This window comes from Phreatobacter sp. (genome assembly GCF_051860605.1).
Classification (GTDB): Bacteria; Pseudomonadota; Alphaproteobacteria; order Rhizobiales; family Phreatobacteraceae; genus Phreatobacter.
Window position 1 is genome coordinate 124,749 of the sequence record NZ_JBHYDR010000003.1, and the last position, 26,403, is coordinate 151,151.

Here is a 26,403-nt window from a genome sequence, read left to right on the forward strand (position 1 = left end):
CATTCCGCTGCGCGACATCGCCCATGCCCGCACCGGCGACAAGGGCAACACCTCGCTCGTGTCGCTGATCGCCCGCGATCCCGCCGACTATCCGCTGCTGGCCGCGGAAGTGACGGCGGAGCGGGTGAAGGCCCATTTCGGCGCGCAGGTCACCGGCGCGGTGACGCGCTACGACCTGCCGGGCATCGGCGCGCTCAATTTCGTCATGGAAGGCGCGCTGGCCGGCGGCGTCACCCGCTCGCTGGCGCTGGATGCCCATGGCAAGGCGCTCGGCTCCTGCCTGCTCGCGCTGGAGGTCGAGAGGCCGGCCGCCGCCGGCAAGGGGTCCTCCGGGCAGGGCTGACCGGCCGGCACGTGGTTCCCGTCCGGCGCCTCCATGGGCTAGTGTCAGGGTCCTTCGAGGAGGTCTGACATGGAACTTGTGAAGCTCGGCCGCACCGGCCTCGACGTCTCGCGGCTGTGCCTCGGCTGCATGACCTATGGCGCCCCGGACATGGGCGCCCATCCGTGGACGCTCGGCGAGGCGGAGAGCCGGCCCTTCATCAAGCGGGCGCTGGAGCTCGGCATCAATTTCTTCGACACCGCCAACATCTATTCGCTCGGCTCCGGCGAGGAGATCGTCGGCAAGGCGCTGAAGGACATGGCGAAGCGCGACGACATCGTCATCGCCACCAAGGTATTCAACCGGATGCGCCCCGGCCCGAACGGCATGGGCCTGTCGCGCAAGGCGATCATGACCGAGATCGACCATTCGCTGCGCCGGCTCGGCACGGATTATGTCGACCTCTACCAGATCCACCGCTTCGACTACGACACGCCGATCGAGGAGACGCTCGAGGCGCTGCATGGCGTCGTGAAGGCCGGCAAGGCCCGCTATATCGGCGCCTCCTCCATGCATGCCTGGCGCTTCATGAAGATGCTGAAGACCTCCGAAAAGCACGGCTGGACGCGCTTCTCCACCATGCAGAATTACGTGAACCTCATCTATCGCGAGGAGGAGCGCGAAATGCTGCCGCTCTGCCAGGAGGAGGGCATCGGCGTCATTCCCTGGAGCCCGCTGGCGCGCGGGCGCCTCACCCGCGACTGGGACGAGACATCGGCCCGCACGGAGACCGACGAGTTCGGCAAGACGCTCTATACGACGACCGCCGATGCCGACCGCGAGGTGGTGGAGGCGGTGGCGAAGGTGGCGGAGGCGCGCGGCATTCCGCGTGCCCAGGTGGCGCTTGCCTGGATCATCCAGAAGCCGGGCATCACCGCCCCGATCATCGGCGCGAGCAAGATGAGCCATCTCGACGATGCGGTGGCGGCGCTGTCGGTGAAACTGACGCCTGAAGAGATCGGCGCCCTGGAGGCATCCTATGCGCCGCACCCGGTGCTCGGCTTCAAATAGACCCTGACCGGCTGCGGGCCGGCCGGCGCAGTCTGTTCGTCCGTCAAGTCTTGCCATGACCGCAGGACTTGCCTTGGCGGACGGCTGCGCCTAAGCCGGCCGCCAACGATCCGTTGCCGCAACCAGGCCAGCCATGCGCTACATTTCGACCCGGGGCGAGGCGCCCGCGCTGAACTTTCCCGATGCGCTGCTGGCGGGGCTTGCCCGCGACGGCGGCCTCTACGTGCCCGAGATCTGGCCGGCCATGGCGCCGGAGGCGATTGCGGCACTCACCGGCCAGCCCTATCCGGAGGTGGCGCGGCGCGTGCTCGCCCCCTTCGTCGATGGCGCCATCGAGGCGGCAGCCCTCTCCCGCATGATCGAAGATGCCTATGCCACGTTCCGCCACCCGGCGGTGACGCCGCTCGTTCAGCTCTCCCCTTCAGAATGGGTGCTGGAACTGTTCCACGGGCCGACGCTGGCGTTCAAGGACTGCGCCATGCAACTGCTCGGCCGGTTGATGGACCATGTCCTCAAGGCCCGCGGCCAGCGCGCAACCATCGTCGGTGCGACATCCGGCGACACCGGCGGCGCGGCCATCGATGCCTTTCGCGGGCTCGACCAGGTGGACGTGGTCATCCTGTTCCCCGACGGCCGCGTCTCGGACGTGCAGCGGCGCATGATGACCACGGTGGATGCGCCGAATGTCCATGCGATTGCGATCGACGGCACGTTCGACGACTGCCAGGCCATCGTGAAGGGCCTGTTCAACAACCACGCCTTCCGCGACCGGGTGAAGCTGTCGGGCGTCAATTCGATCAACTGGGCGCGGATCGTCGCGCAGGTGGTCTACTACTTCGTGGCGGGCGCGGCGCTCGGCGCGCCGCAGCGGCCGGCGCGCTATGTCGTTCCGACCGGCAATTTCGGCGATGTCTTCGCAGGCTATGCGGCGAAGCGCATGGGCTTGCCGATGAGCGGGCTGGTGGTTGCCACCAACATCAACGACATCCTGGAGCGCACGATCCGCACCGGACGCTACGAGGTCACCGGCGTCGAGCCGACGTCCTCGCCGTCCATGGACATCCAGGTCTCGTCGAATTTCGAGCGGCTGCTGTTCGACGCTCACGGGCGCGATGCCGGTGCCGTGCGCCGGCTGATGGCGGGCCTTGCCCAGTCGGGCAGCTTTGCCATCGAGGCGACGGCGCTCGCCGCCATCCGCGCGGATTTTGCCGCCGCCCGGGCCGACGAGGCCGAAGTGTCGGCCATGATCCGTCAGACGCTGGAGGCGGCCGGCTATCTGCTCGACCCGCATACGGCGGTGGCGATGGTCGCGGCCCGCAAGGTCGCTGCCGATCCGCCCGTGCCGACCGTGGTGCTGTCAACCGCCCATCCCGCCAAGTTCCCCGACGCGGTGGAGGCGGCCTGCGGCACCCGCCCTGCCCTGCCCGCATGGCTCGGCGACCTGATGGAGCGCACCGAGCGCATGGCGAAGCTGCCGAACGAGCAGGCGGCGGTGGAGGCCTATGTGCTGGAGAAGACCCGGGCGGCGGTGGCCGGGGCGGCGTAAGGCCTACATCCCCAGATAGGCCTTCCTCACCCCGTCATCGGCCAGAAGCTCGGCGCCGGTGCCGGTCAGCGTAACGCGGCCGTTCTCCAGCACGTAGCCGCGGCTGGCGAGACGCAGCGACACCGCCACGTTCTGCTCGACCAGCACGCAGGTGAGCCCGCCCCCGGCAAGGTCGCGGATGGTGCGCAGCACATCCTGCACCACGGCGGGGGCGAGGCCGAGCGAGGGCTCGTCGAACATGACCAGTTCCGGCTCGCCCATCAGGCAGCGGCCGATGGCGAGCATCTGCTGCTCGCCGCCCGACAGGGTGCCGGCGGCCTGGCCGGCGCGCTCCAGAAGGCGCGGGAACATGGCATAGACCCGTTCCAGGTTGCGCGCCTTGTGCTTCCGCGCCCGCGGGATCATGGCGCCCATGGCGAGGTTTTCCGCGACCGAGAGCGTCGGGAACACCTGCCGTCCCTCGGCGACCTGGCCGATGCCGAGGTCGCAGACCTCGTGGCTCGGCAGGCCGGTAATGTCGCGGTCCTTGAAGCGGATGGTGCCGGCCTTCGGCTTCAGCATGCCGGCAATGGTGCGGATCAGCGAGGTCTTGCCGGCGCCGTTCGCGCCGACAATGGCGACGATGGAGCGCTCCGGCACCTCCAGCGACACCTTGTCGAGGGCCTGGGCGTCGCCGTGGAAGACGTCGATGTCGTGGACGAGCAGCATCAGACCGTCCCCATCACAGCGCCTCGGCCCCGAGATAGCTCTCCAGCACCTTCGGGTGGCGCGTCACCTCCTCCGGCGTGCCCTCGGCAATCGTCGCGCCGTGGTGGAGCACATGGATGCGGCCGGCCAGCGCCATGACCGCGCGCATGACGTGCTCGATCAGCACGATGGTGACGCCCTGGCGGTTGATGTCCCTGAGGATCGCCACGATGCGGTCGACTTCCGTGGGCCTGAGGCCCGCCATGACCTCGTCGAGGAGGAGCAGGCGCGGGTCGGTGGCGAGCGCGCGAGCGCATTCCAGCCGCTTGCGGTCGGGCAGCGTCAGGGACTTGGCCTTTGCCTCGCGGCGGTCCCACAGGTCGAGCCGGCGCAGCACCTCGGCGGCGGAAGCCCTTGCCGCCTCCATGTCGGGCGCGCGCATCATGGCGCCGATGGTGGCGTTCTCCATGACGGTGAGTTCCGGGAAGGGCCGGACGATCTGGAAGGTGCGGGCAAGGCCCCGGCGGCAGAGTTCGTGCGGCTGCAGCCCGTCGATGCGCGCACCGGCAAAGGCGATGGTGCCGGCATCCGGCACCATGACCCCGGCGATCATGTTGAACAGCGTCGTCTTGCCGGCGCCGTTCGGGCCGATGATCGCGAAGATCTCGCCCTCGTCGACGGCGAGCGAGACGGCATCCACCGCGACAAGGCCGCGGAAGCGCTTGGTGACCCCCCGGACATCGAGCAGCGCGGTCACGAGCGCTCCTCCGGAATGCCGAGCTTCTTCTTCAGCCAGGGCCAGACCCCGTTGGGCGAGAACCAGATGATGGCCATCAGCGCCGCGCCGTAGAAGACGAGGTTGACGCCGGGGATGGCGCGGCCCGCGACCTTCTCCACCAGCGCGATCAGCGTCTGCCCGAGCGGGGTGAGGATGAAGGCGCCGAGCACCGGGCCGAACAGCGTGCCGAGGCCCCCGATGATCGGCGCCAGGATCATCTCGATGGAGCGGGCGATGTCGAAGGTCTGACTGGGAAAGAGGTTGTTCTGGTAGAAGGCATAGACGACGCCGGCCACGGCCGTCATGGCCGAGGAGACCAGCACGGCCGCCATCTTGGCGCGGAACACGTCGACGCCCAGTGCGCGGGCCGCCTCCGGGTCCTCGCGCACGGCGAGCCAGGCATGGCCGATCTTCGAGCGCCGGAGCGCCGCGCAGAGAAGGAAGGCCACCACCATCATGGCCAGCGCCACGTAATAGAACAGCAGCGGCCCGCCGCGCAGGTTCCAGGGCGATCCGCCGCCGGCCGTGACCGGGATGAAGAAGCCTGCCGCGCCGCCGACGAAGCTCCAGTTGTCGAAGCCGATGCGGGCGACCTCGGCGAAGGCGATGGTCAGCAGCGCGAAATAGACGCCCTCGATGCCGAAGCGGAAGCCGAGCCAGCCGATCACCGCGCCGAAGGCCATGGCGGTGAGCACGGCCGGAACGATGGCGATGGCCGGCGCGATGCCGAACTTCACCCAGAGGATGGCGCCGATATAGCCGCCGAGGCCGACATAGAGGGCATGGCCGAGCGAGAGCTGGCCGCAGAAGCCCATCATCACGTTCCAGGCCTGGCCGACGGTGGCGAACCAGAAGATCAGGAAGAAGACCGAGAGCAGGTAGCGGTCGAGCAGGGCGGGCGCCACCAGCAGCACGGCGACGAAAGCCGCCAGCAGCACGAGCGCGCGGCGCGGCGCCTCGTCGGCAAGCCTTGCGAGGGTTCCGAAGGGGTTCATGCGCCTTTCCTCACGCCCGCCTGCCGAGCAGACCCTGCGGGCGCAGCGCCAGCACGAGCACGAGCAGGCCGAAGGAGACCATGGTCTTCATCGAGGGGGCGATGACCACCGAGGCGAGCGCCTCGACAATGCCGATCAGCAGGCCGCCGACGATGGCGCCCGCCATCGACCCCATGCCGCCAATGATGACGATGGTGAAGGCAAGCAGCGTGAAGGCCGGCGCGATCATGGGCGTGGCATCGGTGAGCGCCACCATCAGCGCGCCGGCCGCCCCCACGCAGGCGAGCCCGAGGCCGAAGGTGAGCGCATAGAGCTTCTTCACGTCGAGCCCGACCACCGCCGCGCCGACCAGATTGTCGGCACAGGCGCGGATGGCGACGCCGGTCGACGTGAAGCGGAAGAAGGCGAAGAGCAGCGATGCCACCACCAGCGCGGCACCGGCCGCATAGACGCGGACCTTGTCGACGATGACCGGCCCGACATCCCAGCTGTCGAAGGAATAGGACAGGTTGGCCGAGCGCGCGTCCGGCCCGAAGATCATCAGGAGCCCGTTGACCAGGATGATGGCGACGCCGACCAGCAGGATGAACTGCTCGTGCTCCGGCCGGCCGACGAAGGGGTTGATCAGCGTGCGCTGGAGCCCGTAGCCGACGATGAAGAAGGCCGCCGCGATCGGCACCAGCGACAGGAAGGGGTCGAGCCCGAGCGAGCGGAACAGCACGAAGGCGGCATACATGCCGACCACGGCGAATTCGCCATGGGCGAAGTTGACCACCCGCACGACGCCGAAGATCACCGACAGGCCGAGCGCCATCAGGCCATAGACGAGGCCGGTGAGGATGCCCTGGACGAGCACGTTGGCATAGAGCGACCAGAGCATGAGCGGTGGCTGTCCCGGAGCGATGCGACAGGGCGAGTTAAACGGTCGGTGGCGGCGGGGCAACAGCCATGCCGGAAAGGGTGGCCACCACCGTGACGCCGACCCTCGGTCCAAGGGCGCCGGTCAGCGCGATACCGGCACCACGGTCGGAACGCCAATGCGCGGCGCAGCATCCGCGAGCCGGCGATCGAGCTTTGCGAGTGTGGCGCCGCGACCTGCTGCTATCGCGCAATGCAGCGCGTCGCCTGCCCGAAGTCCAAGCTCATGATGGTTGGACATCCGCGCGGCGGAAATAAAGTGCTCGCCATCCACCGGAAGCAACCGAAAGCTCTCCGAGACGAGGGTCGAGAATGCCGACAAGGCTCGCGCCCGCTGATCCAGGGTGATGGCCCCGACCCTGAGCTTCAACGCCAGAGCCGAGGACACCTCGGTGACGGACCAGCTGCTTATGGCGAGTTCATCCGGGTTCTCGCGCGCCAGCCAGGCCTGAACGCCAGATGTCGCAGCTTCCCGCGTGAGGGAGGCGACCAGAACCGACGTGTCGAGATAGATCATCAGTACCGATCACTGTCGCGCATGGCCCGAACGAAATCGCCAGCGCCCTGGTCGCTCTCCGGCATGTCGTCGGTGACCGCCGCAAGGGCGGCGGCATCGACGGGCTTGCGCGCCGGCGTCGCAGGCGTCAGCCGAGCGACTGTCTTGCCGCGGCGGGCAATCTCGATCGTGTCGCCGGCCGCGGCGCGGTCGACGAGTTCGCTCAATCGTGCCTTGGCATCAGCCAGATTGACTGTGGGCATGGAGCCTCCTGACCAGTTAGTTGGTCATATAGTCCAACCCGCCGGGACGCGCCAGCCAGACGGCCAGCACTCCCTCACGCGCCGCCCTCAGCTCCGGCCCTGCCAGGCCGGGAAGGGCAGCACCGGCTCGGCCACCGCCACGTCCTTCGGCAGGACGACGGTGGGCACGCGCTTCAGGTTCTGCACCAGCGCCGAGCCGATATTCGGGTTCTGGCCCTTGGCGTCGAAGGTGATCGGCCCGCCGATCATGATGTGCTCGGCAAGGCTCGTCGCCCGCACCGCCTCCATGAGCTGCGGCCCGGCCGTGGTGCCGGCGCGCTTGAAGGCATCGGCCGCGATCAGCAGGCCCTCGAAGGCAAAGCCGGCGTTGAAGCTGTCCACCGCGAACCGGTTGTTCGGGTTGGCCTTGGCAAAAGCCTTCTCGAAGGCCTGGGTCATGGTCGATCTGGGGTTGGCCCAGGGCAGGCCGAACAGCACGAAATCGGCCAGCGGGCCGAGCGCCTGGTAGAATTCCTCGTCATAGAAGCCGGGCGAGCCGGGCGAGATGATCGCCTTCGGCTGGAAGCGCTGGCGCACCATATCGCGCACCATCTTGATGGCGTCGGAGGCGCGGGTGACGCACATGACGAGATCGGGGTTCAGCGAGCGGATCTTGGTGACCTCGACCGAGAGGTCCTGCGCGCGCGGGTCGTAGGCGATCTTCTCGACGAGGTTGATCGGCAGGTTCACGCGCGGCCAGATGGCGTCCATGGCATTGCGCTGGGCGGTGCCGAACGTGTCGTTGGCGTGCAGGAACACCGCCGTCTCCAGCTTCACGCCCTTCGCGTCCATCACGTCCTTGATGAGGCGCAGGCCGTTGGTGACCAGCTGGCCGCCGGTCTGGAAGTTGCGGACGAGGAACTTGTAGCCCTGCTCGGTGATCTGCGGGGCGGCCGCGACATTGACCACGAAGGGGATCTGGCGCTGCTCGGCAACCTGGGCGATCGCCAGCGTGTGGCCGGAATCGAAGGCACCGGTCAGCACGTGGCAGCCGTCATTGATGGCGCGCTCGGCCTGGGTGCGGGCGACGTCGGCATTCGACTCGGTGTCGATGTGGACGATCTCGACCGCGTAGCCGAGTTCCTTCAGCAGTTCGGGCGCGGCGAGAACGCCGCGATGCATGCTCTGGCCGGCCTGGGCGAAGAAGCCGGAACGCGGCAGGAGGCTGCCGATCTTCAGCGTCCGCGCCTGCGCGCGCGCGATGCCCGGCGCGGCAAGGGTCGCGGCAACACCGGCAAGCGCGGTGCGGCGGGTCAGACGGAGCGGCTTCTGCATCGGATACCTCCCAGTCCGGCCGCTTCATCGTCGCGGCCGGCTTCGTTTCGGACTGGCGGCGATCTTACGCAAAGGCCGCGCCTGCGGAAGGGGGCGCGCACGCATGGCGGTGCGGCGATGGCGCGCGTTCCAGCACCTGCCGACGAACCGCGCCCGAGCCGTTCGAAGCGGCTCAGGCCGCCTTGTGCTCGAAGCGGCAGATGTCGGCGATCAGGCAGCGCGGGCACTGGGGCTTGGTCGCCTTGCAGACATAGCGGCCGTGCAGGATCAGCCAGTGATGGGCGTGCAGCCGGAAGGGCTCCGGCACGACCTTCTCAAGTCCGAGTTCCACCGCCAGTGGCGTCTTGCCCGGCGCAAGGCCAGTGCGGTTGGCAACCCGGAACAGGTGCGTGTCGACCGCGATGGTCGGAATGCCGAAGGCCATGTTGAGGACGACGTTGGCGGTCTTGCGGCCGACGCCCGGCAGGGCCTCGAGCGCCGCCCGGTCGGCGGGAACCTCGCCGCCATGCTTTGCGATCAGCTGCCGCGACAGGGCAATGACGTTCTTCGCCTTGTTGCGGTAGAGGCCGATGGACTTGATGTATCCGGTCAGGCCCTCCTCGCCGAGGGCCACCATCGCGGACGGCGTGGCGGCGACCTGGAACAGCGGCCGCGTCGCCTTGTTGACGCCGATGTCGGTCGCCTGCGCGGAGAGGACCACCGCGACCAGCAGCGTGAAGGCGTTGACACTGTCCAGTTCGCCCTTCGGCTCGGGTTCCACCTCACGGAAGCGGAAGAAGATCGCCTCGATCTCGGCCGGGCTGAGGCCGTCGCGCTTGCGCCGCTTCGCCGCCACCTTCGCGGCGGCGGCATTGGCGATGGCCTTGGCCGGGCGCCGGCGCGCAGCGGTGGTCTTCGGTGACTTTCCGGCAGTGGTCGGGCGGGCCATGCCCGTCGTATAGTGTGGACCGATGACCGCCGGCAACATCACCGCCCGCCACGACGACGACGCACCTGACGCCCCGCTGTTCGCGGCGGTGCTGACCCCGCACCGCTCGCTCGGCTGGCCGGGCTTCATCGCCGTCATGGTTGCCATCGGTGCCGTCAACCTGATCGGCGCCGTGATCTTCACCGCCGTGGGCGCCTGGCCGGTCGTGCCCTTTCTCGGCCTCGACGTGCTGATCATCTTTCTCGCCTTCCGCGCCAATTACCGCCATGCCCGGGCCTTCGAGGAGGTCATCGTCACGCCGACCGAGATCCGCGTGCGCAAGGTGAGCTGGCACGGCCGGGCGCAGGAATGGCAGTTCAACCCGGCCTGGACCCGGCTGACCCGGCAGATCGACGCGGATGACGGACAGGTGCTCGCGCTCACCCTCGACGAGGGCCGGCGCAAGCTCGACATCGCCACGCTGCTGCCGCCGGTGGAGCGGGACGGCTTCGGCAAGGCGCTGGGCGCCGCACTCGCCGAGGCCCGCCGCGGGCCGACCGTGACCCGCTTCGACTGACATCGTGACCTGCACAGGGACAATGCCATGGCCGGATCGGTCGAGCGCGTGAAGGCGGTGCTGGCAGCGGCCGGCCACAGCGATGACCTCGCCACCTTCCCGGCGAGCACGCGCACGGCGGCGGAAGCGGCGGCGGCGGTCGGCTGCGAGGTGGCGCAGATCGCCAAGTCCATCCTGTTCCGGGCCGGCGATGCGCCGGTGCTGGTGATCGCCTCCGGCGCCAACCGGATCGACGCGGGCAAGGTCGCCGCCTTGGTCGGCTCCGCCATCGAGCGGCCCGACGCCGCCTGGATCCGGCAGGTCACCGGCTTTGCCATCGGCGGGGTGGCCCCGGTCGGCCACATGACGCCGCCCCTGGTCCTGATCGACGCCGATCTGGCCGCCATCGACCCGATCTGGGCAGCGGCGGGGGCACCCAACACCGTGTTCCGCACCCGCTTCGACGATCTCGTCAGGATCAGCGGCGGCAGGGTCGGCGATGTCAGGGAACAGCAGCCGTGAGCACCGCGCCATGATCGACCATGTCTCTGTCGCGGTCAGCGACCTTGCCCGCTCCACCTCGTTCTACGATGCGGTGCTTGCCCCCGTCGGCCTGACCCGGCTGGTGACGCGCGAGCGCAGCGTCGGCTACGGCAAGACCTATCCCGAGTTCTGGATCAACCTGCGCGAGGGCCATGCCGCGCCCGGCGGCGATCCCGGCATGCATGTCTGCCTGAGAACGCGCGACGAGGCGGCCGTGCGGGCATTCCACGCCGCCGCCATTGCGCAAGGCGGCGAGGACAGCGGCGCGCCGGGGTTGCGCCAGGCGGCGATGACCACCTATTTCGGCGCCTTCATCCTCGATCCCGACCGCAACAAGATCGAGGTGCTGACCTTTCCGAAGGCCGGCTGACATCTGCGCGAGAATTCTCCGATGGGGCACAGGAAACGGGTGGTTGCGCGGGCCCGCCAACGGCACATTCGGCTCAAGTCCAGACATCAGGAGCCAGTCCCATGCTCAACGTCGTCCAGCTTGAGAAGCACGGCATGCCGATCCGCCTCGCCGAGGCGGCCGACGACTACGAGGTCGTGCGCCGGACGCTTGCCTTCATCACCGAGCACTGGCGCCGCCAGCCGACCGTGGACGAGATGGCAAGCCATGTCGGCCTCTCGCCCGGCCACCTGCACCACCTGTTTCGCCGCTGGGCCGGGCTGACGCCCAAGGACTTCCTGCAGGCGATCACGCTCGATGCCGCGCGCGCCCTGCTGCGCGACGAGGCGACCGTACTCGATACCGCCTACGAGGTCGGCTATTCCGGTCCCGGCCGGCTGCACGACCTGTTCGTCACCCATGAGGCCATGTCGCCCGGCGAGTTCAAGGTCGGCGGGCAGGGCCTGACCATGCGCTACGGCTTCCACCCTTCCCCCTTCGGGCAGGCCGTGGTGGTGGCGACCGACCGGGGCCTTGCCGGCCTCGGCTTCTGCGATGCCGGCGGCGAGCCTTCGGCGCTCGCCGACATGCGCGGCCGCTGGCCGAAGGCCGCCTTCGTGGAGGATGCCGCGGCCACCGCGCCGATGGCCCGGCGCATCTTCGACCCCGCCGACTGGAGCGACGAGCGGCCCCTGCGGGTCTGCCTGATCGGCACCGATTTCGAGGTCCGCGTGTGGGAGACGCTGCTGCGCATCCCGATGGGCAAGGCCACGACCTATTCGACCATTGCCAGCCATATCGGCCGGCCGACGGCCGCCCGCGCCGTGGGGGCGGCGGTCGGCAAGAATCCGATCTCCTTCGTGGTGCCCTGCCACCGGGTGCTCGGCCGCTCCGGCGCGCTCACCGGCTATCACTGGGGCCTCACGCGCAAGCAGGCCATGCTCGGCTGGGAGGCCGGCCACGCGGGGTGATGCGTCCGGCGCCCGCGCGATGCTGACAGGCCATGGCTCCCCCTGTCCGCACGGCCGCTGGATTTCGCCGGCCGGCCGGCTAGAACGGCGCGGTGACCGCCGCCGTTCCCGCGCCCGCCTCCCCCGTCGTCAGCCATGCCCGCGTGCTTGCCATCGCGGTGCCGATGATCTTTGCCCATGTGACGACGCCGCTGCTCGGCATCGTCTCGACGGCGGCCATCGGCCGGCTGGGCGATCCGGTGGCGCTTGCGGCGGTGGCGCTGGGCGCGGTCATCATCGACGTCATCTTCTGGGCCTTCGCGTTCCTGCGCATGGGCACAATCGGCCTGACCGCGCAGGCTCTCGGACGGGCCGACGAGACCGAGCGGCGCGCCGTGATCGCGCGGGCGCTGCTGCTGGCCTTCGTCTGCGGAGCAGGGCTCATCATCCTGCAGAAGCCGCTTCTGTGGGCCTTCTTCACCGCCATGGCCGCATCGCCCGCGGTGACCGAGACGGCCGATACCTATGTCTCGGTCCGCCTGCTGTCGGCGCCGGCCGTCTTCGCCAATTTCGCCATCCTCGGCTGGCTGATCGGCCAGGCGCGGACCATGACCGGCCTCGTGCTGCAGATCGTCATCAATGTCGCGAACATGGCGCTGACCGTGCTGTTCGTGACGATGTTCGGCTGGGGGGTTGCGGGCGCTGCGACCGCCAACGTCCTTGCCGAATATGGCGGCCTCGTCGCGGGCCTTGCCGTGGTTCTGGTGGCGCTGCGCGGACGCTTCGGCGTTTCGTGGCAGACGGTGCTCGACCGGGCGATGATCGTCCGCACCTTCGCGATCAACCGCGACATCATGATCCGCACCGCGGCGCTGGTCGGCTCGTTCGCCTTCTTCACCCGGCAGGGTGCGGTCGGCGGCGACACGGTGCTGGCCGCCAATGCCATCCTGATGAACCTCGTCGGCGTGGTCGCCTTCTTCCTCGACGGCTTTGCCACCTCGGCCGAACAGCTCGGCGGGCAGGCGGTCGGTGCCCGCGACGAGAAGGCCTTCCGCCGGGCGGTGCTGCTGTCGGGGTTCTGGGCGATCGCCTTCGGCACGCTCGCCTCGCTCGTCTTCTTCGCCTTCGGCGACCTTGCCATCGGCCTCATCACCACGGCCGAGGCCGTGCGGGCGGAGGCGCTGCGCTACCTGCCCTATGCCGCGCTGACACCGTTCACCGGGGTCATGGCCTTCCTGTTCGACGGCGTGTTCATCGGCGCCACCTGGACGGTCGCCATGCGCAACTGCATGCTTGCGGCCATGGCGACCTTCATTGCCGCCTGGTGGCTTCTCTCGGGCTATGGCAATGACGGGCTGTGGATCGCGTTCCTGATCCTGCAGGCCGTGCGCGGGGTCTATCAGGCCGCCGTGCTGCCGGGCCTCATGCGGGCGACGTTCAGGGGTTGAGCCGTCACCGGGGACCCTGCACGAGGCGCCGTGCGTCCTTCGAGGCTCGGGCCGCAGCCCTCGCACCTCAGGATGAGGAGTTGTGCGGGTTGCACGCAGGGTTAAGGCGGTGCAGGGCGACCGCGCTTCATGCCGACCGATGCCAGCCAATCCCTCCTCATCCTGAGGTGCGAGCGGCAGCGAGCCTCGAAGGACGCACAACCGGCTGTGCGTTCACCCCATCCGCCAGTCGGCATTGGCCGTGCCGACCACCTCGCCGATGGACGCCCTGCCGTCGCGGGAGAGGCGCTGCGAGAGCCCCTCGCGGATCTCGCCGACGAGCCCGAACCCCCTGAACACCATGGCCGAGTAGAGCTGCACCAGCGTGGCCCCGGCGGCGATCTTGGTCCAGGCATCCTCGGCCGAGGCAATGCCACCGACCCCGACCAGCGGGAACTGGCCCTCGACGCGCCGAAAGGCTTCCGCCAGCATCGCCGTGGAGCGGTCGAACAGCGGCCGGCCCGACAACCCGCCGGCTTCCTTCGCGGTGGCCTGATCCTTCAGGCTCGCGGGGCGGTCGATGGTGGTGTTGGAGACGATCATGCCGTCGATGCCGCGCTTGCGGCTCACCCGCACCATGTCGTCGAGGCCATCGAGGGAGAGGTCGGGCGCGATCTTTACGAGGATCGGCCGGCCCGGCGCCACCCGGTCGCGCGCCTCCATGGAACGGGCCAGCACCTCGTCGAGGAAGCCGGCCTGCTGAAGGTCCCTGAGGCCCGGCGTGTTGGGCGAGGAGACATTGACCGACAGGTAGGAGACGTGGGGGGCGAGTTGTTCCACCAGCAGGCCATAGTCGGCCACGCGGTCGGTGGAATCCTTGTTCGGGCCGATATTCACGCCAACGATGCCGCCGCGGCGCGCACGGTCGGCCAGGCGCCGGGCAACCACGTCGACACCGACCGAATTGAGGCCATAGCGGTTGATCACCGCCTCGTCCGGCACCAGGCGGAACACGCGCGGCTTCGGATTGCCGTCCTGCGGCCGCGGCGTCACCCCTCCCACCTCGACGAAGCCGAAGCCGAGGCGCAGGCACGCATCCGGCACCTCGGCATGCTTGTCGAAGCCGGCGGCAAGGCCGATCGGGTTGGGAAACGACAGCCCGAAGGCGGACACGGCCAGACGCGGATCGTCCGACCCGCAGCGCGGGACGGGCAGGGTCTTCAGCGCCGCGACGGCAAGGTTGTGGCCCGTCTCCGGATCGGTGGCGAGCAGGAACGGGCGGGCAAGGCGCGAGGCGAGCGAGACGAGCGACATGAACCCTCTCTGGCACCGGGCAGGGCCGGCTGCAAGACGTCAGCTCATCATGTCTCCGGCTCACCGGGGATCCGGCTCACCCCATCAGATGTTTCGCCACCGCCATGAAGGCCGGCAGGGTCACCGGATCGTTATGGACATTGCCGGCGAGCGGATGCGAGGCGAAGCGGACAATCACCATCTCGGCCTTCGGATCCACGTAGATCGACTGCCCGTGGATGCCGCGGGCCATGTAGGCGCCGTGTTCGTTGTGGCTGACCCACCATTGATTGCGATAGGACCAGCCCGGCAGCGTGGCATAGCCGGCCGGTGCGAATTTCGCGGGGTCCGCGCCGCCGGCAATGTCGGCAACCGCCGCCTCGGGGATCACCTGATGGCCGTTGAAGGCCCCGCCGCAGCGCATGCACTCGCCGAAGCGGGCCATGTCGCGCAGCGTGACGTTGAGGCCGCCGCCCGCACCCTCCGTGCCGATGCTGTCGACGAGGAAATAGCCGTCCTCCTCGCAGCCAAGCTTCTGCCAGAGGCGCTCGGAGACCAGATCGGCCAGGGATGTGCCGGTGGCGCGGCGCAGGATCCAGCCCAGAACCTCGGTGTTGACCGTCTTGTAGACGAACTGGTCGTCGTGCCCGCCCTCCTTCTCGAGGGTGACGAGGTAGTCGTAATAGGTCTGCGGGCCTGAATAGGCCGTGTCGCGGATGGCGGAACCGGCGAGCCGGTATCTGGCGATATCGGAATTCGGATCGCCGTAGATCTCGTTGTATTTCAGCCCGGTGGTCATATCGAGGACCTGGCGGAGGCTGGCATCGCCGAAGGCGCTGGCGCCGAGTTCCGGCACGTAGCGGGTCACCGGCGCCGCCGGGTCGATGACGCCCTCCACTGCGAGCGCTGCGGAAATCGCGCCGACGAAGGATTTCGTCACCGACATGCACAGGTGCGGACGGTGGGCGGCAAGCGCGCCGGCATAGCGCTCGAACACAATCCTCCCCCGGTGCAGCACCAGCACGCCATCGGCATAGGTCTCGTCCATGGCGGCGGCGAAGGTCAGCGGCCGGCCGTCCATGGTGGCGGTGGGAAGGCCGGACAGATCCTGCTCGGCGCGCGGCAGGGGCACAGCCCCGCCCGCACCCCGCCAGACGGCCTTCGTCGGCACCGTCTGGCGAATGTTGGAGAAGGACCAGCGCGACATCGGGAAGGCACGGAACGAACCGTCGAGCACGCGCGCGGTCTTCTCCGGCGGCGGTGGGAAGCCCTGCATCAGGCCGAGCGTCAGCGGATCGGTCTCGGCGGCGGATGGCGCATCATGCGGGGTGGCGGCGATACCGGTCATGTCTGGCGTCCCTGGATTGTGGCCGGGGAGTTTCGGCCGCCTGCCGGCAGGCGTCGACCCCATGCGGCCGGGCACGGGCCATGCAGCGGCCGCGCGTCCTCGCGCCAGCGGCGTTGCGCGCGCGGACCTGCTCCCGCTCGCGCCGGGGCGATCGGTCACGCCCCCCCGACGGGAGGATGCGGGTTCTCCCGCAGCCGAGGATTGCAAAAAATGGAACTGCCGGCGGCTCGTGCCGCAAAGCGAAAGTTTCGCAGCCTAACGCCAAACCCCGACGAATCCAGCCCCCTCATGGCGAGGGGGTGCCCGGCGCCGTCCGGCCTTGTGGATGGAAAAACAGGCATGCCACGGTTTCGGGCAGAAACTGGAGTAGCCAAGTATGCCGATCCTTCCCAGGGCGGACGTTGTGTTGCGCGGCGGCCGTGTCTTCGTCGCCTATGGCGAACCCCTCGCCGAGGCCGTGGCCCTGTGGGCCGGGAAGGTTCTGGCGGTCGGCTCCTCGGCCGACATGGAGCCGCTGATCGGCCCTTCGACGAAGGTGATCGACCTCAAGGGCCGGCTGGCGACGCCCGGCCTGTTCGAGGCCCATGCCCATCTCCTGCCGCTCGGCGTGTCCATGGCCGAGGTGGATGCGCGGCCGGCCAATGCACCGACGCTGGATGCGCTGCTCGACCTGATCCGCAAGGCAGCTGCCGCGAAGAAGCCGGGGGAGTGGATCCTCGCCCGCGGCTACGACCATTTCCAGCTGGACGTGAAGCGCCATCCGCACCGCACCGAACTGGACATGGCCGCGCCCGACAACCCGGTCTATCTGGTGCGCACCTGCGGGCACCTGGCGGTGGCCAATTCGCTGGCGCTGAAGATCGCCGGCGTGACCAGGGCGACGCCCGTACCCGCCGGCGGCGCCATCGAGCAGGTCAATGGCGACCTGACCGGCCTGATGGCCGAGAACGGCCGCCAGCCGGTCAAGGCGGTGCTGCCCGCCACCGGCGACGAGGATCTGGTGGCGGCCATCGAGCGCGCCTCGCGCTACATGAACGGCTTCGGCATCACCTCGACCATGGACGCGGCGGTCGGCATCCATTCCGGCTACCGCGAGCTTGCCGCCTATCGCAATGCCGTGCGCACCGGCCGGCAGAGCCTGCGCGTGACACAATGCCTCCTCGCCAGCCCCGACGGCATCCTCGATCAATGCTACAAGGACGGGGTGATCACCGATGCGGGCGACGACATGCTGCGGGTCGGACCGGTGAAGATCTTCACCGACGGGTCGGCAGGCGGCAAGACCGCGGCCATGTCCGATCCCTATGAGGGCGAGGAACAGACCCGGGGCATCTTCTGCCTGACCGATGCGGAGATGAACGAGGCGACCATGGAGGTCCATGCGAAGGGCTATCAGCTGGCCGTCCACGCGATTGGCGATGCGGCGATCGAGCAGACACTCGTCGCCATGGAGCGGGCGCTCGCGAAATATCCGGCGACCGACCGGCGCCACCGCATCGAGCATTGCGGCTTCAACTCCATGGACCAGATGAAGCGCATGCGCGCCGCCGGCATCGAACCGGTGCCGCAGCCGGTGTTCATCTACGATTTCGGCGACCTCTACGAGGCGGTCATGCCGGATGCCCGGCCAGCCGCCTCCTATCCGATGAAGACCTGGATCGATATGGGCTTCCGCCCGGCCGCCTCGACCGACGCGCCGGTCTGCGACGCCAATGTCTGGCCGAACTTCTACACGATGCTCACCCGCAAGACCTCGAAGGGCACGGTGATCGGCGGCGATCAGGCCATCTCCATCGAGCGGGCAATCCAGGCCTATACCGAGTTCGGCGCCTATGTGAACCGCTGCGAGGACCATCGCGGCACCCTGCGCCCCGGCATGGCGGCCGATGTCGCGGTGTTCTCCCGCGACCTGACCCGCGCGACGCCCGAGGAGATCCTGCACGACAGCCGCTGCGACCTCACCATCCTGGGCGGCGCCTGCGTGCATGACGCCACCGGCGAGTGGAGGGGCTGAGTCATGGGCGCCCATCTGGTCCATCGCGCCCTTCTGTCGATCCCGGTCCTGTTCGGCGTGCTGCTGCTCGGCTTCATGCTGCTGCAGCTTGTCCCCGGCGACGTGGCGCAGGTCATTGCCGGTCCGCAGGCGCCCCCCGAGGTGGTCGAGCAGATCCGCAAGGATCTCGGCCTCGACCGCTCGCTGGTCATCCAGTTCGCGCTCTATATCAGCCGCGTCATGGTCGGCGACCTCGGCTATTCGATGATCAACAACACGCCGGTCATCCACGAGCTCGGCGAGGCCATCGGCCCGACCGTCGAGCTGATGGTCGCCTGCCTGTTCTGGTCGGTGCCGATCGGGATTGCGCTCGGCACGATCGCCGCCGTCAACCGCGGCGGCATCCTCGACCGCCTGATCATTGCCGTCTCGGTTCTGGGCGTGTCCACGCCGGTCTTCTTCATCGGCCTGATGCTGATCATGTATGTCGGCTATCACTGGGAACTGCTGCCGTTCCTGGGCCGGGCCGGGCCGCTCTGGACGCTTGACGGCATCGCCCATATCGCGCTGCCTGCGCTGACCCTCGGCCTCATCTTCATCGGTCCCGTGGCGCGCATGACGCGGACGGCGGCACTGGAGGTGATGAATGCCGACTATGTGCGCACCGCCCGCGCCAAGGGCCTGACCGAGACCACGGTCATCATCCACCACGTTCTGCGCAATGCGCTGATCCCGGTCATCACCCTGATCGGACTGCAGGCCGGATTCCTGCTGGGCGGCGCGGTGGTCACCGAGACCATCTTCTCCTGGCCCGGCGTCGGCCGGCTGGCGGTCGGCGCCATTCTGGCGCGCGACTTGCCTCTGGCCCAGGGATCCATCCTCGTCCTCGCAGTCTCGTTCATCGTGATCAATCTCATCGTCGACGTGCTCTACGGCATCCTCGATCCAAGGGTCGGCAAGCGATGACCGCCGTGTCTCCCGTCGACATCGCCCCCCCGCGCCGCAATTCCGGCCTGCGCCGCCTGTTTCGCGACCGGCTGGCGCTGGCTGCCGCCGTGATCCTGGTCATCCTGGTGGTCGCGGCCATGCTCGCGCCCTGGATCGCGCCGAACGACCCCTATCTGACCAATACCCGCCTCAGGATGCTGCCGCCGGTCTGGGAGGCCCGCGGCCGCTGGGAGTTCCTGCTCGGCACCGACGGGCTCGGCCGCTGCATGCTGTCGCGCATCCTGTTCGGCCTGCGCGCCACGCTGATGATGGGCCTGATCGCCACGGCCATCGGCGGAGCCATCGGACTGGTGCTCGGCCTGTTCGCCGCGTTCTACCGGCGGCTGGACGGCCTCATCATGCATGTCTCGGACATCCTGCTGTCCTTCCCGGCGATCCTGCTGGGACTGGCCTTCGCCGCGGTCGTCGGGCCGGGCATGACGGCGGTCGTCATCTCGCTGGCCATTTCCACGATCCCGACGGTGACGCGGGTCACCCGGGCCTCGGCGCTTGTCGTGATGGGCCAGGACTTCATCGAGGCGGGGCGGTCCATCGGCCTCGGCGACACCACGCTGCTGACGCGCTACCTGGCGTTGAACTGCATTTCCTCGGTCTTCGTCTACCTGACGCTGCGTTTCGGCCAGGTGATCCTGCTCGGCTCGGCCCTGTCCTTCCTCGGCCTCGGCGCCCAGCCGCCGGTCGCGGAACTGGGAACCATGGCGTCCGCCGGCCGCAACGAGCTGTTCCTTGCTCCGCATATCGCGGTGATCCCGAGCCTCGTCATCGTGGTGCTGGTGCTCTGCGCCAACGTCCTCGGCGACGCGCTGCGCGACCTCCTGGACCCCCGTCTCAGGAACACATGAACGGTCCACGGAGACAGGACCGCCAACCGACCCAAGGTCTTCAGAGGAGTGGGAGATGAGTATGAAAAGACTAGCCTGGGCGGCCACGGCACTCGCCGGCGGCCTCGCCCTTTCGGCGCCGGCCTTCGCGCAGGCGCAGAACACGCTGACCATCGTGCGCGAGGTCGATTCCGACCGTTACGATCCGCATCGCTCGACCGCCCGCGCCGCCTCCGAGGTTCTGTTCATGCTGGCCGACACGCTGGTGTCGCTCGACCATGACATGACCTCGATCAGGGCCGGCCTTGCCGAGAGCTGGTCCGTCTCCCCGGACGGCAAGGTCTACACCTTCAAGCTGCGCCAGGACGTACAGTTCTGCGACGGCAAGAAGATGACCGCCGACGACGTGGTCTATTCGCTGAAGCGCTGGATCGACCCGGCCACCCGCTCGCCGGTGCGCTGGCGCGCTGGTCCCGTCGAGGACATCGTCGCGAAGGACGCACATACCGTCGAATACCGCCTGACGGCACCGTTCTCGGAGCTGCTCTACCAGCTCACCCAGTCCTTCGCCGTGGTCATCGACAAGGCCAATGTGGAAGCCCTCGGCGCCGATTTCGGCGTGCGCGGCTTCAACGGCACCGGCCCCTATTGCTGGGGTGACTGGCGCCCGCGCAACGACATGCGCCTGCGCCGCCACGACGCCTATCGCTGGGGCCCGCCGATCTACGAGAACCGGGGACCGGCCCATATCCAGGAGATCGTCTGGCGCATCGTGCCGGAAGAGAACACCCGCCTCGCCGCGGTCATGACCGGCCAGAGCCAGGCGACCCAGTATGTGCCCTATTCGGGCCTGTCGCAGATCCGCGCCAACCGGAACCTGCGCGTCGTCGACAATCCGGCGGCCTTCTGGACCTATTTCATCGGGTTCAAGGTCGACAAGCCGGGCGTCAGCGATCCGGTCGTCCGCCGCGCCATCGTCATGGCGGTGGACCAGGAGGCGATCTCGCGCGACATCAATTTCGGCGAGACGGAGCCCGCCTATTCCTACATCCACCAGTCGGCGACCGACTGGGACAAGCGGCTCGATGCGCGCCTCATCCGCACCAATGTGGCGGAGGCCAATCGCATCCTCGACGAGGCCGGCTGGGTGCGCGGGGCTGACGGTTTCCGCTCGAAGAACGGAGAGCGCCTGTCGCCGATCGCCTATGGCTTCACCGGCTCGACCTGGTCGAAGCTGATGGAGGCGGTGCAGGGCGACCTGCGCAAGATCGGTGTCGATCTGAGGATCCAGCTGTTCGATGCCACGGTTGCCTGGGGCAAGCTGGCCACGCAGGAATTCGACCTGTTCGGCATGAGCTTCCCCTACATCACCGCCGGCGACGCGCTGAACCTCTACTTCCGGTCGACCAACATCCCGACCCCCAACCGGATGAACTGGCGCAATGCCGACACCGACCGCCTGCTGCAGGCCGGCATGACGGCCGTGGACGAGAGCCAGCGCGCCTCGGCCTATGCCGAAGTGCTCCAGCAGGTGCATGAGGCAGCGGTGTGGATCCCGCTCTATCACGAGCCGATGAAGGTGGCCGCCTCCGCGCGCCTCGCCCCCTTCAAGGCGCACAACATCTATGGCTGCGGCCTCTACAAGGGCCTCGACCTGCGCTTCACGCGCTGACGTGACCTCTGCGGCCGGGCGCGATTGCGTGCCCGGCCGCAGTTTCGAAAGGACTGCATGCTGATCCGTGCGTCCTTCGAGGCTCGCCCGGTCCGGGCTCGCACCTCAGGATGAGGATGGCAGAGACCGGCAGGGACCGCCCGAAGCGGCGGTGCCGCATCACAGACCCCGATGCGGGACACCACTCTCCCTCATCCTGAGGTGCGAGCGAAGCGAGCCTCGAAGGACGCAAGGACCGTGGTGCAGCCCAACCTGCACCAGAAACCGATACAACAACCGGACGAAACCCCGATGCCCGTCACCCTGATCAAAAAAGCCGCCTGGGTCGTCGCCTTCGACGGCCGCAAGCACACCTACCGGCAGGGTGTCGACGTCGCCTTCGAGGATGACCGGATCATCCATGTCGGCCCCGGCTTTGCCGGCAAGGCCGCCGAGACCATCGACGGCAAGGGCCTGATGGTCATGCCGGGCCTCGTCAACGTCCATTCGCACCCGGCCTCCGAGCCGATGACCAAGGGCTGGAACGACGAACTGGGCTCGCCCAAGCTCTACCAGTCCTCGCTCTATGAGTTCATGCCGCTGTTCCGTGCCGATTCGGGCGGTGCGCCGGACACCGATGCCTTCCAGGCTTCGGCGACGGTGGCCTATTCCGAACTGCTGCTGTCGGGCGTGACGACGCTGGTCGACATGTCGGTGCCGTGGGAGGGCTGGCTCGACACCTTCGCCGGTTCCGGCCTGCGCGCCGTCTTCGCGCCCATGTACCGCTCGGCGCGCTGGTTCACCAAGAACGCGCATGTCGTCGAATATGAATGGTCCAAGGACGAGGGCTTCTCGGCCATGGAGGCGGCCATGAAGGTGATCGACGCCGCCCATGCCCATGCCTCGGGCCGCCTCACCGGCATGATCTCGCCCAGCCAGATCGATACCTGCACCGGCGGGCTGATCCAGGCGAGCTTCGCGGAGGCCAAGAAGCGCAAGCTGCCCTTCCAGATCCACGCGGCGCAGTCGGTGGTCGAGTTCCACGAAATGACGCGCCGCCACGGCATGACGCCGGTGGAATGGCTCGGCTCGCTCGGGGTGCTGTCCGACCGCTCGCTGATCGGCCACGGCATCTTCCTCGACCACCACACCTCGGCCCACTGGCCGCGGCGCGACGACATCCAAGACCTTGTGGACAGCGGCACGACGGTCGCCCATTGCCCGACCGTGTTCCAGCGGCGCGGCATCACGCTGCAGACCTTCGGCGAATATGTCCGGCGCGGCGTCAACATGGCGATCGGCACCGACACCTATCCGCACAACATGATCGAGGAGATGCGCCACGTCGCGATCATGTCGCGCGTGGTCGGCGAGGACTGCTACGACGTGCGCTCGACCGATGTCTTCAACGCCGCGACGCTGGGCGGCGCGAAGGCGCTCGGCCGCAAGGATATCGGCCGCGTCGCGGTCGGCGCCAAGGCCGACATCGTGCTGGTGGACGTGACCCATCCGGCCATGCGGCCGGTGCGCGATCCGGTCCGTTCGATGATCTATGCGGCGGCCGAACGGGCCATCCGCACGGTCTTCGTCGACGGCAGGAAGGTGGTCGAGGCCGGCAAGGTCCTGACCATGGACCATGCAGGCGCCGCCGAGCGGCTGGAGGCGGCGCAGCGCCGCGCGGAGGCCGGCGTCAAGAAGCTCGACTGGGCGAAGCGCGACCACACGAAGATCTCGCCGCTGATCTTCCCCGTCGCGAAGGAGAGCTGAGGCGTGGCCGAAACAGGCGACACGGTTCTCGAGGTCGAGGACCTGAAGACCCATTTCCGCACCGAGCGCGGCTTCTTCAAGGCCGTGGACGGTGTGTCGTTCTCGGTGGCGCGCGGGCGCACGCTCGGCATTGTCGGGGAATCGGGCTGCGGCAAGTCGGTCACCTCGCTGTCGATCATGGGGCTGGTGCCGGAACCGCCGGGCATCCGCGCCGGCGGCCGCATCCTGCTGGAGGGGCAGGACCTGCTCGCCATGTCGCGGGGGGAGATGGAGGCGATGCGCGGCAACCGCATCGCCATGATCTTCCAGGAGCCGATGACCTCGCTGAACCCGGTCCACAGGGTCGGCGACCAGATCGTCGAGGGGCTGGTCAAGCACCGGAACCTCTCGCGCGCGGAAGCGCGCGCGCAGGCGATCGAGCTGCTGCGCCTCGTCCGCATCCCAAGTCCGGAAAGCCGGGTCGATTCCTATCCGCACGAGATGTCGGGCGGCATGCGCCAGCGCGTGATGATCGCCATCGCGCTGGCCTGCGAGCCCGAACTGCTGATCGCCGATGAACCGACGACGGCCCTGGACGTGACCATCCAGGCCCAGATCCTCGACCTGATGCGGGACCTGAAGAGCCGCCTCGGCATGGCGATCATCCTGATTACCCACGACCTCGGCGTGGTCGCCGAGATGTGCGACGACGTGGTGGTCATGTATGCCGGCAAGGTGGTCGAGCGCGCGCCGGTCGAGGCGCTGTTCGGCGACGCGCAGCACCCCTACACGCTCGGCCTGCTCGGCTCCGTTCCCCGGCTCGATGCCGACCAGAGCCGGCTGCAGACCATCGAGGGCATGGTGCCGACGCCCGAGACCATGCCGTCAGGCTGCCGCTTCGCGCCGCGCTGCACGCTGGCCTCGGCCCAATGCTATGCGGACATGCCGCCGCTGCGGATGATCGCAGCCCGCCACGAGGTCGCCTGTTTCAAGGCCCCCATCGAGACCGCGACCATCGAGGCCGCCGCATGACCGACCGGACCACTGCCCCGCTGCTCGAGGTTCAGGACCTCGCAAAGCATTTCCCCGTCCATTCCGGACTGCTGGCGCGCCAGACCGGCGCGGTGAAGGCGGTCGATGGAGTGTCGTTCACGCTCGGGCGCGGCGAGACGCTGGCGCTTGTCGGCGAATCCGGCTGCGGCAAGTCGACCACCGGCCGCCTCGTTCTGCGGCTGATCGAGCCGACAACCGGGCGGGTCGCCATCGACGGCACGGACGTGACCGCCCTCTCCAAGCAGGAACTGCGTTCGCTGCGCCGGCGCATGCAGATCGTCTTCCAGGACCCGTTCGCCTCGCTCAACCCGCGCATGAGCATCGGCGACATCCTGGCCGAGCCGCTGCTGCTGCACGGCATCTGCACGAAAGCCGCCGTGGGCGCGCGCGTGCGCGAGCTGCTGGCCATCGTCGGCCTCGCCGCGGCCTATGCCGAGCGCTACCCGCACGAGTTCTCCGGCGGCCAGCGCCAGCGCATCGGGGTTGCCCGCGCGCTCGCCACCCAGCCCGACCTGATCGTCTGCGACGAGCCGGTCTCGGCGCTCGACGTGTCGATCCAGGCCCAGGTGGTGAACCTCCTGCAGGACCTGCAGGCGCGCTTCCGCATGAGCTACCTGTTCATCGCCCATGACCTTGCCGTGGTGCGCCACATCGCGGACCGGGTGGCGGTGATGTATCTCGGCCGCATCGTCGAGATCGCCGACAAGGCGGTGATCTACACCGCACCGAAGCATCCCTATACGCGGGCGCTGCTGGCGGCCGCCCCGGTGCCGCGGCCCGGCGCCAAGTCCGACCGCATGGTGCTGGCCGGCGACGTGCCGAGCCCGATGAAGCCGCCGCCGGGCTGCACGTTCCACACCCGCTGCCCCTTCGCCACGGACATCTGCAAGGTCGAGTCGCCGGTCCAGCGCACCTTTGCCGACGGCGCCCGGGTCGCCTGCCATCATGTCGAGACCCTGCCGGCCTTCGAGGCGCTCGCCGCCTCGGCCGATCCTGTGCCGGTGGCGCGGCGGATGGCCGTTCTGGCCGAGGCCGGGAAGGCGAGGAAGGCGGCGGCCTAACCCCACACTTCCCGTGAAATCTCCACGATCAGCTCCAGCTTGCGCCACTGCTCGTCCTCGGCGAGCGTGTTGCCCTCTTCGGTCGAGGCGAAACCGCATTGCGGGGAGAGGCAGAGCTGCTCGATCGGGGCATATTTCGCCGCCTCGTCGATGCGCCGCTTGATGTCGTCCTTCTTCTCCAGCGTACCGGTCTTGGAGGTGACGAGGCCGAGCACCACGGCCTTGCCCTTCGGCAGGAAGCGCAGCGGCTCAAAGCCGCCGGCCCGCTCGGTGTCCCATTCCATGAAATAGGCGTCGACCGGCATGGTGTTGAACAAAAGTTCGGCAATCGGCTCGTAGCCGCCCGAGGCGACGAAGGTGGAGCGGAAATTGCCACGGCACAGGTGCATGGTGATGAGCAGGTCCTGCGGGCGGCCGCCGATGGCGGCCGAGACCATGCCGGCATAGATCTCGCCCTGCTTGTCCGGATCGTCGCCGCGCTCGGCGAGCATCTTCTTCTGTTCGGGGTCGCAGAGATAGGCGAAGGACACGTCGTCGAGCTGCAGGTAGCGGCAGCCGGCGTCGTGGAAGGCGTGGACGGCCTTCCGGTAGGCCTGGCCGAGGTCGTTGTAATAGTCGGCCATGTCCGGATAGAGGCCCATATTGATGAGCTTCCGCCCGCCCCGGTAGTGTAGCATCGAGGGCGAGGGAATGGTCATCTTCGCCGTGCGGCTGGTGTTCGCCTTCAGGAACCGGAAATGGTCGAGGAAGGGGTGGGTCGAGAAATCGATCTTGCCGGTCACCCGCGGCGCCTCGGCCTTGGTCTGCACGCCGGCGAACTGGATGCCCTGGTCCAGCTCAACCCGCGTCACGCCGTCGAGCTGCCACAGGAAGTCGTAGTGCCACCAGGAGCGGCGATATTCGCCGTCGGTAATCGCCTGCAGGCCGACCGCTTCCTGACGGGCGATCAGCGTCCTGATCTCGGCATCTTCCACCTCGGCGAGGCCCTCGGCATCGAGCGTGCCGGCAGCACGGGCGGCGCGCGCATCCTTCAGCGCCTTCGAGCGCAGGAGCGAGCCGACCTGATCGGCACGGAAGGGTCCGACCTTGCCGGGAATGGCCGGCGCCGGACTGGTGGTGGTGGTCATGAAGGTTCTCCCGCAACGGCCCGGCCGAACATCTTCAGGCTGGCTCCGAATGGCGACCTCTTGCCTGGCGGTCGCCTTGGCGCGGAGGATAGGACTTATCGGGGCCGCCAGCCAAGGCCGGTTGCGCCGCCTTCGACGGAA

The 26,403-nt window shown here is 68.5% G+C and carries 26 protein-coding genes; 15 read left to right on the forward strand and 11 right to left on the reverse strand.

The annotated features are described in order from the left end of the window. Nucleotide 1: 1 nt before the first annotated feature. The 3 genes from ACTIFS_RS06090 (at nucleotide 2) to thrC (ending at nucleotide 2,939) form a co-directional block, all read left to right on the forward strand. Nucleotides 2-343 carry an AtuA-related protein gene (locus tag ACTIFS_RS06090; protein ID WP_439573518.1) on the forward strand — a complete coding sequence of 114 codons (342 nt, stop codon included), beginning with the start codon at nucleotides 2-4 and terminating at the stop codon, nucleotides 341-343. Between the two features lie 69 nt (nucleotides 344-412). Further along, nucleotides 413-1,393 carry an aldo/keto reductase gene (locus tag ACTIFS_RS06095; RefSeq protein ID WP_439573169.1) on the forward strand — a complete coding sequence of 327 codons (981 nt, stop codon included), beginning with the start codon at nucleotides 413-415 and terminating at the stop codon, nucleotides 1,391-1,393. A gap of 133 nt (nucleotides 1,394-1,526) precedes the next feature. Beyond that, nucleotides 1,527-2,939, forward strand: coding sequence for a threonine synthase (gene thrC, locus ACTIFS_RS06100; RefSeq protein ID WP_439573170.1), 1,413 nt, complete (start codon nucleotides 1,527-1,529; stop codon nucleotides 2,937-2,939). 3 nt (nucleotides 2,940-2,942) lie between these two features. Here the strand turns inward: thrC and ACTIFS_RS06105 are convergent, their stop codons facing one another. The 8 genes from ACTIFS_RS06105 to nth form a co-directional block, all read right to left on the reverse strand. Next, entirely contained in the window at nucleotides 2,943-3,647 is a 705-nt protein-coding gene (locus ACTIFS_RS06105; RefSeq protein ID WP_439573171.1) for an ABC transporter ATP-binding protein, read from the reverse strand. A gap of 13 nt (nucleotides 3,648-3,660) precedes the next feature. Beyond that, nucleotides 3,661-4,374, reverse strand: a complete 714-nt coding sequence (locus ACTIFS_RS06110) for an ABC transporter ATP-binding protein (protein ID WP_439573519.1) — start codon at nucleotides 4,372-4,374, stop codon at nucleotides 3,661-3,663. Nucleotides 4,375-4,379: 5 nt separating this feature from the next. Beyond that, a complete protein-coding gene (locus tag ACTIFS_RS06115) occupies nucleotides 4,380-5,399 on the reverse strand; it encodes a branched-chain amino acid ABC transporter permease (RefSeq protein ID WP_439573172.1) in 1,020 nt (339 codons plus the stop codon). A gap of 10 nt (nucleotides 5,400-5,409) precedes the next feature. Further along, on the reverse strand, nucleotides 5,410-6,279 hold the full coding sequence (locus tag ACTIFS_RS06120) for a branched-chain amino acid ABC transporter permease (protein ID WP_439573173.1): 870 nt from the start codon (nucleotides 6,277-6,279) through the stop codon (nucleotides 5,410-5,412). A 123-nt stretch (nucleotides 6,280-6,402) separates the two neighbouring features. Continuing rightward, nucleotides 6,403-6,834: a type II toxin-antitoxin system VapC family toxin gene (locus ACTIFS_RS06125; RefSeq protein WP_439573174.1), complete on the reverse strand. Its 432-nt coding sequence runs from the start codon at nucleotides 6,832-6,834 to the stop codon at nucleotides 6,403-6,405. Then, nucleotides 6,834-7,076 (reverse strand): type II toxin-antitoxin system Phd/YefM family antitoxin, encoded by a 243-nt coding sequence (locus tag ACTIFS_RS06130; RefSeq protein WP_439573175.1) that lies wholly within the window; start codon nucleotides 7,074-7,076, stop codon nucleotides 6,834-6,836. The genes ACTIFS_RS06125 and ACTIFS_RS06130 overlap by 1 nt, the downstream gene beginning before the upstream one ends. An 87-nt stretch (nucleotides 7,077-7,163) precedes the next feature. Beyond that, nucleotides 7,164-8,390: an ABC transporter substrate-binding protein gene (locus ACTIFS_RS06135; RefSeq protein ID WP_439573176.1), complete on the reverse strand. Its 1,227-nt coding sequence runs from the start codon at nucleotides 8,388-8,390 to the stop codon at nucleotides 7,164-7,166. 172 nt (nucleotides 8,391-8,562) lie between these two features. Next, complete coding sequence (gene nth / locus ACTIFS_RS06140; RefSeq protein WP_439573177.1) at nucleotides 8,563-9,318, reverse strand: endonuclease III; 756 nt, start codon at nucleotides 9,316-9,318, stop codon at nucleotides 8,563-8,565. A 22-nt stretch (nucleotides 9,319-9,340) separates the two neighbouring features. Between nth and ACTIFS_RS06145 the strand changes: the two genes are divergently transcribed. From ACTIFS_RS06145 to ACTIFS_RS06165, 5 genes are all read left to right on the forward strand, one after another. Next, nucleotides 9,341-9,874, forward strand: a complete 534-nt coding sequence (locus ACTIFS_RS06145; protein ID WP_439573178.1) for a DUF2244 domain-containing protein — start codon at nucleotides 9,341-9,343, stop codon at nucleotides 9,872-9,874. Between the two features lie 27 nt (nucleotides 9,875-9,901). Then, a complete protein-coding gene (locus tag ACTIFS_RS06150; protein ID WP_439573179.1) occupies nucleotides 9,902-10,375 on the forward strand; it encodes a YbaK/EbsC family protein in 474 nt (157 codons plus the stop codon). Nucleotides 10,376-10,385: 10 nt separating this feature from the next. Continuing rightward, on the forward strand, nucleotides 10,386-10,766 hold the full coding sequence (locus tag ACTIFS_RS06155; RefSeq protein ID WP_439573180.1) for a VOC family protein: 381 nt from the start codon (nucleotides 10,386-10,388) through the stop codon (nucleotides 10,764-10,766). Nucleotides 10,767-10,867: 101 nt separating this feature from the next. Continuing rightward, a complete protein-coding gene (locus ACTIFS_RS06160; protein ID WP_439573181.1) occupies nucleotides 10,868-11,755 on the forward strand; it encodes a methylated-DNA--[protein]-cysteine S-methyltransferase in 888 nt (295 codons plus the stop codon). Between the two features lie 92 nt (nucleotides 11,756-11,847). Continuing rightward, nucleotides 11,848-13,182, forward strand: a complete 1,335-nt coding sequence (locus ACTIFS_RS06165; protein ID WP_439573182.1) for an MATE family efflux transporter — start codon at nucleotides 11,848-11,850, stop codon at nucleotides 13,180-13,182. A 213-nt stretch (nucleotides 13,183-13,395) separates the two neighbouring features. On the opposite strand, the gene ACTIFS_RS06170 is transcribed toward ACTIFS_RS06165, so the two are convergent. Continuing rightward, the gene (locus tag ACTIFS_RS06170; RefSeq protein WP_439573183.1) at nucleotides 13,396-14,475 is read right to left on the reverse strand and encodes a quinone-dependent dihydroorotate dehydrogenase; all 1,080 of its coding nucleotides are present in this window, start codon (nucleotides 14,473-14,475) and stop codon (nucleotides 13,396-13,398) included. 76 nt (nucleotides 14,476-14,551) lie between these two features. Beyond that, a complete protein-coding gene (locus tag ACTIFS_RS06175; RefSeq protein ID WP_439573184.1) occupies nucleotides 14,552-15,802 on the reverse strand; it encodes a serine hydrolase domain-containing protein in 1,251 nt (416 codons plus the stop codon). A 376-nt stretch (nucleotides 15,803-16,178) separates the two neighbouring features. Between ACTIFS_RS06175 and ACTIFS_RS06180 the strand changes: the two genes are divergently transcribed. From ACTIFS_RS06180 to ACTIFS_RS06210, 7 genes are all read left to right on the forward strand, one after another. Then, nucleotides 16,179-17,816 (forward strand): amidohydrolase, encoded by a 1,638-nt coding sequence (locus ACTIFS_RS06180; protein WP_439573185.1) that lies wholly within the window; start codon nucleotides 16,179-16,181, stop codon nucleotides 17,814-17,816. A gap of 3 nt (nucleotides 17,817-17,819) precedes the next feature. After that, the gene (locus ACTIFS_RS06185) at nucleotides 17,820-18,761 is read left to right on the forward strand and encodes an ABC transporter permease (RefSeq protein WP_439573186.1); all 942 of its coding nucleotides are present in this window, start codon (nucleotides 17,820-17,822) and stop codon (nucleotides 18,759-18,761) included. Then, nucleotides 18,758-19,645, forward strand: coding sequence for an ABC transporter permease (locus ACTIFS_RS06190; protein ID WP_439573187.1), 888 nt, complete (start codon nucleotides 18,758-18,760; stop codon nucleotides 19,643-19,645). Before ACTIFS_RS06185 ends, ACTIFS_RS06190 begins: the two co-directional genes overlap by 4 nt. 61 nt (nucleotides 19,646-19,706) lie before the next feature. Next, the gene (locus ACTIFS_RS06195) at nucleotides 19,707-21,296 is read left to right on the forward strand and encodes an ABC transporter substrate-binding protein (protein ID WP_439573188.1); all 1,590 of its coding nucleotides are present in this window, start codon (nucleotides 19,707-19,709) and stop codon (nucleotides 21,294-21,296) included. Between the two features lie 291 nt (nucleotides 21,297-21,587). Then, nucleotides 21,588-23,042 (forward strand): amidohydrolase family protein, encoded by a 1,455-nt coding sequence (locus ACTIFS_RS06200; RefSeq protein ID WP_439573189.1) that lies wholly within the window; start codon nucleotides 21,588-21,590, stop codon nucleotides 23,040-23,042. A 3-nt stretch (nucleotides 23,043-23,045) separates the two neighbouring features. After that, on the forward strand, nucleotides 23,046-24,053 hold the full coding sequence (locus tag ACTIFS_RS06205) for an ABC transporter ATP-binding protein (protein WP_439573190.1): 1,008 nt from the start codon (nucleotides 23,046-23,048) through the stop codon (nucleotides 24,051-24,053). Beyond that, the gene (locus ACTIFS_RS06210) at nucleotides 24,050-25,135 is read left to right on the forward strand and encodes an ABC transporter ATP-binding protein (protein WP_439573191.1); all 1,086 of its coding nucleotides are present in this window, start codon (nucleotides 24,050-24,052) and stop codon (nucleotides 25,133-25,135) included. Before ACTIFS_RS06205 ends, ACTIFS_RS06210 begins: the two co-directional genes overlap by 4 nt. On the opposite strand, the gene ACTIFS_RS06215 is transcribed toward ACTIFS_RS06210, so the two are convergent. Continuing rightward, nucleotides 25,132-26,262: a 5-methyltetrahydropteroyltriglutamate--homocysteine S-methyltransferase gene (locus ACTIFS_RS06215; protein ID WP_439573192.1), complete on the reverse strand. Its 1,131-nt coding sequence runs from the start codon at nucleotides 26,260-26,262 to the stop codon at nucleotides 25,132-25,134. The genes ACTIFS_RS06210 and ACTIFS_RS06215 overlap by 4 nt on opposite strands. Nucleotides 26,263-26,403 lie beyond the last annotated feature (141 nt).

Excerpts from the sequence above, each read along its gene's own strand:
- ACTIFS_RS06095 (WP_439573169.1), top strand. The coding sequence starts at position 413 with ATGGAACTTGTGAAGCTCGGCCGCACCGGCCTCGACGTCTCGCGGCTG.
- thrC (WP_439573170.1), top strand. The coding sequence starts at position 1,527 with ATGCGCTACATTTCGACCCGGGGCGAGGCGCCCGCGCTGAACTTTCCC.
- ACTIFS_RS06105 (WP_439573171.1), bottom strand. The coding sequence starts at position 3,647 with ATGCTGCTCGTCCACGACATCGACGTCTTCCACGGCGACGCCCAGGCC.
- ACTIFS_RS06115 (WP_439573172.1), bottom strand. The coding sequence starts at position 5,399 with ATGAACCCCTTCGGAACCCTCGCAAGGCTTGCCGACGAGGCGCCGCGC.
- ACTIFS_RS06120 (WP_439573173.1), bottom strand. The coding sequence starts at position 6,279 with ATGCTCTGGTCGCTCTATGCCAACGTGCTCGTCCAGGGCATCCTCACC.
- ACTIFS_RS06125 (WP_439573174.1), bottom strand. The coding sequence starts at position 6,834 with ATGATCTATCTCGACACGTCGGTTCTGGTCGCCTCCCTCACGCGGGAA.
- ACTIFS_RS06130 (WP_439573175.1), bottom strand. The coding sequence starts at position 7,076 with ATGCCCACAGTCAATCTGGCTGATGCCAAGGCACGATTGAGCGAACTC.
- ACTIFS_RS06135 (WP_439573176.1), bottom strand. The coding sequence starts at position 8,390 with ATGCAGAAGCCGCTCCGTCTGACCCGCCGCACCGCGCTTGCCGGTGTT.
- nth (WP_439573177.1), bottom strand. The coding sequence starts at position 9,318 with ATGGCCCGCCCGACCACTGCCGGAAAGTCACCGAAGACCACCGCTGCG.
- ACTIFS_RS06145 (WP_439573178.1), top strand. The coding sequence starts at position 9,341 with ATGACCGCCGGCAACATCACCGCCCGCCACGACGACGACGCACCTGAC.
- ACTIFS_RS06150 (WP_439573179.1), top strand. The coding sequence starts at position 9,902 with ATGGCCGGATCGGTCGAGCGCGTGAAGGCGGTGCTGGCAGCGGCCGGC.
- ACTIFS_RS06155 (WP_439573180.1), top strand. The coding sequence starts at position 10,386 with ATGATCGACCATGTCTCTGTCGCGGTCAGCGACCTTGCCCGCTCCACC.
- ACTIFS_RS06160 (WP_439573181.1), top strand. The coding sequence starts at position 10,868 with ATGCTCAACGTCGTCCAGCTTGAGAAGCACGGCATGCCGATCCGCCTC.
- ACTIFS_RS06170 (WP_439573183.1), bottom strand. The coding sequence starts at position 14,475 with ATGTCGCTCGTCTCGCTCGCCTCGCGCCTTGCCCGCCCGTTCCTGCTC.
- ACTIFS_RS06175 (WP_439573184.1), bottom strand. The coding sequence starts at position 15,802 with ATGACCGGTATCGCCGCCACCCCGCATGATGCGCCATCCGCCGCCGAG.
- ACTIFS_RS06180 (WP_439573185.1), top strand. The coding sequence starts at position 16,179 with ATGCCGATCCTTCCCAGGGCGGACGTTGTGTTGCGCGGCGGCCGTGTC.
- ACTIFS_RS06185 (WP_439573186.1), top strand. The coding sequence starts at position 17,820 with ATGGGCGCCCATCTGGTCCATCGCGCCCTTCTGTCGATCCCGGTCCTG.
- ACTIFS_RS06190 (WP_439573187.1), top strand. The coding sequence starts at position 18,758 with ATGACCGCCGTGTCTCCCGTCGACATCGCCCCCCCGCGCCGCAATTCC.
- ACTIFS_RS06195 (WP_439573188.1), top strand. The coding sequence starts at position 19,707 with ATGAAAAGACTAGCCTGGGCGGCCACGGCACTCGCCGGCGGCCTCGCC.
- ACTIFS_RS06200 (WP_439573189.1), top strand. The coding sequence starts at position 21,588 with ATGCCCGTCACCCTGATCAAAAAAGCCGCCTGGGTCGTCGCCTTCGAC.
- ACTIFS_RS06210 (WP_439573191.1), top strand. The coding sequence starts at position 24,050 with ATGACCGACCGGACCACTGCCCCGCTGCTCGAGGTTCAGGACCTCGCA.
- ACTIFS_RS06215 (WP_439573192.1), bottom strand. The coding sequence starts at position 26,262 with ATGACCACCACCACCAGTCCGGCGCCGGCCATTCCCGGCAAGGTCGGA.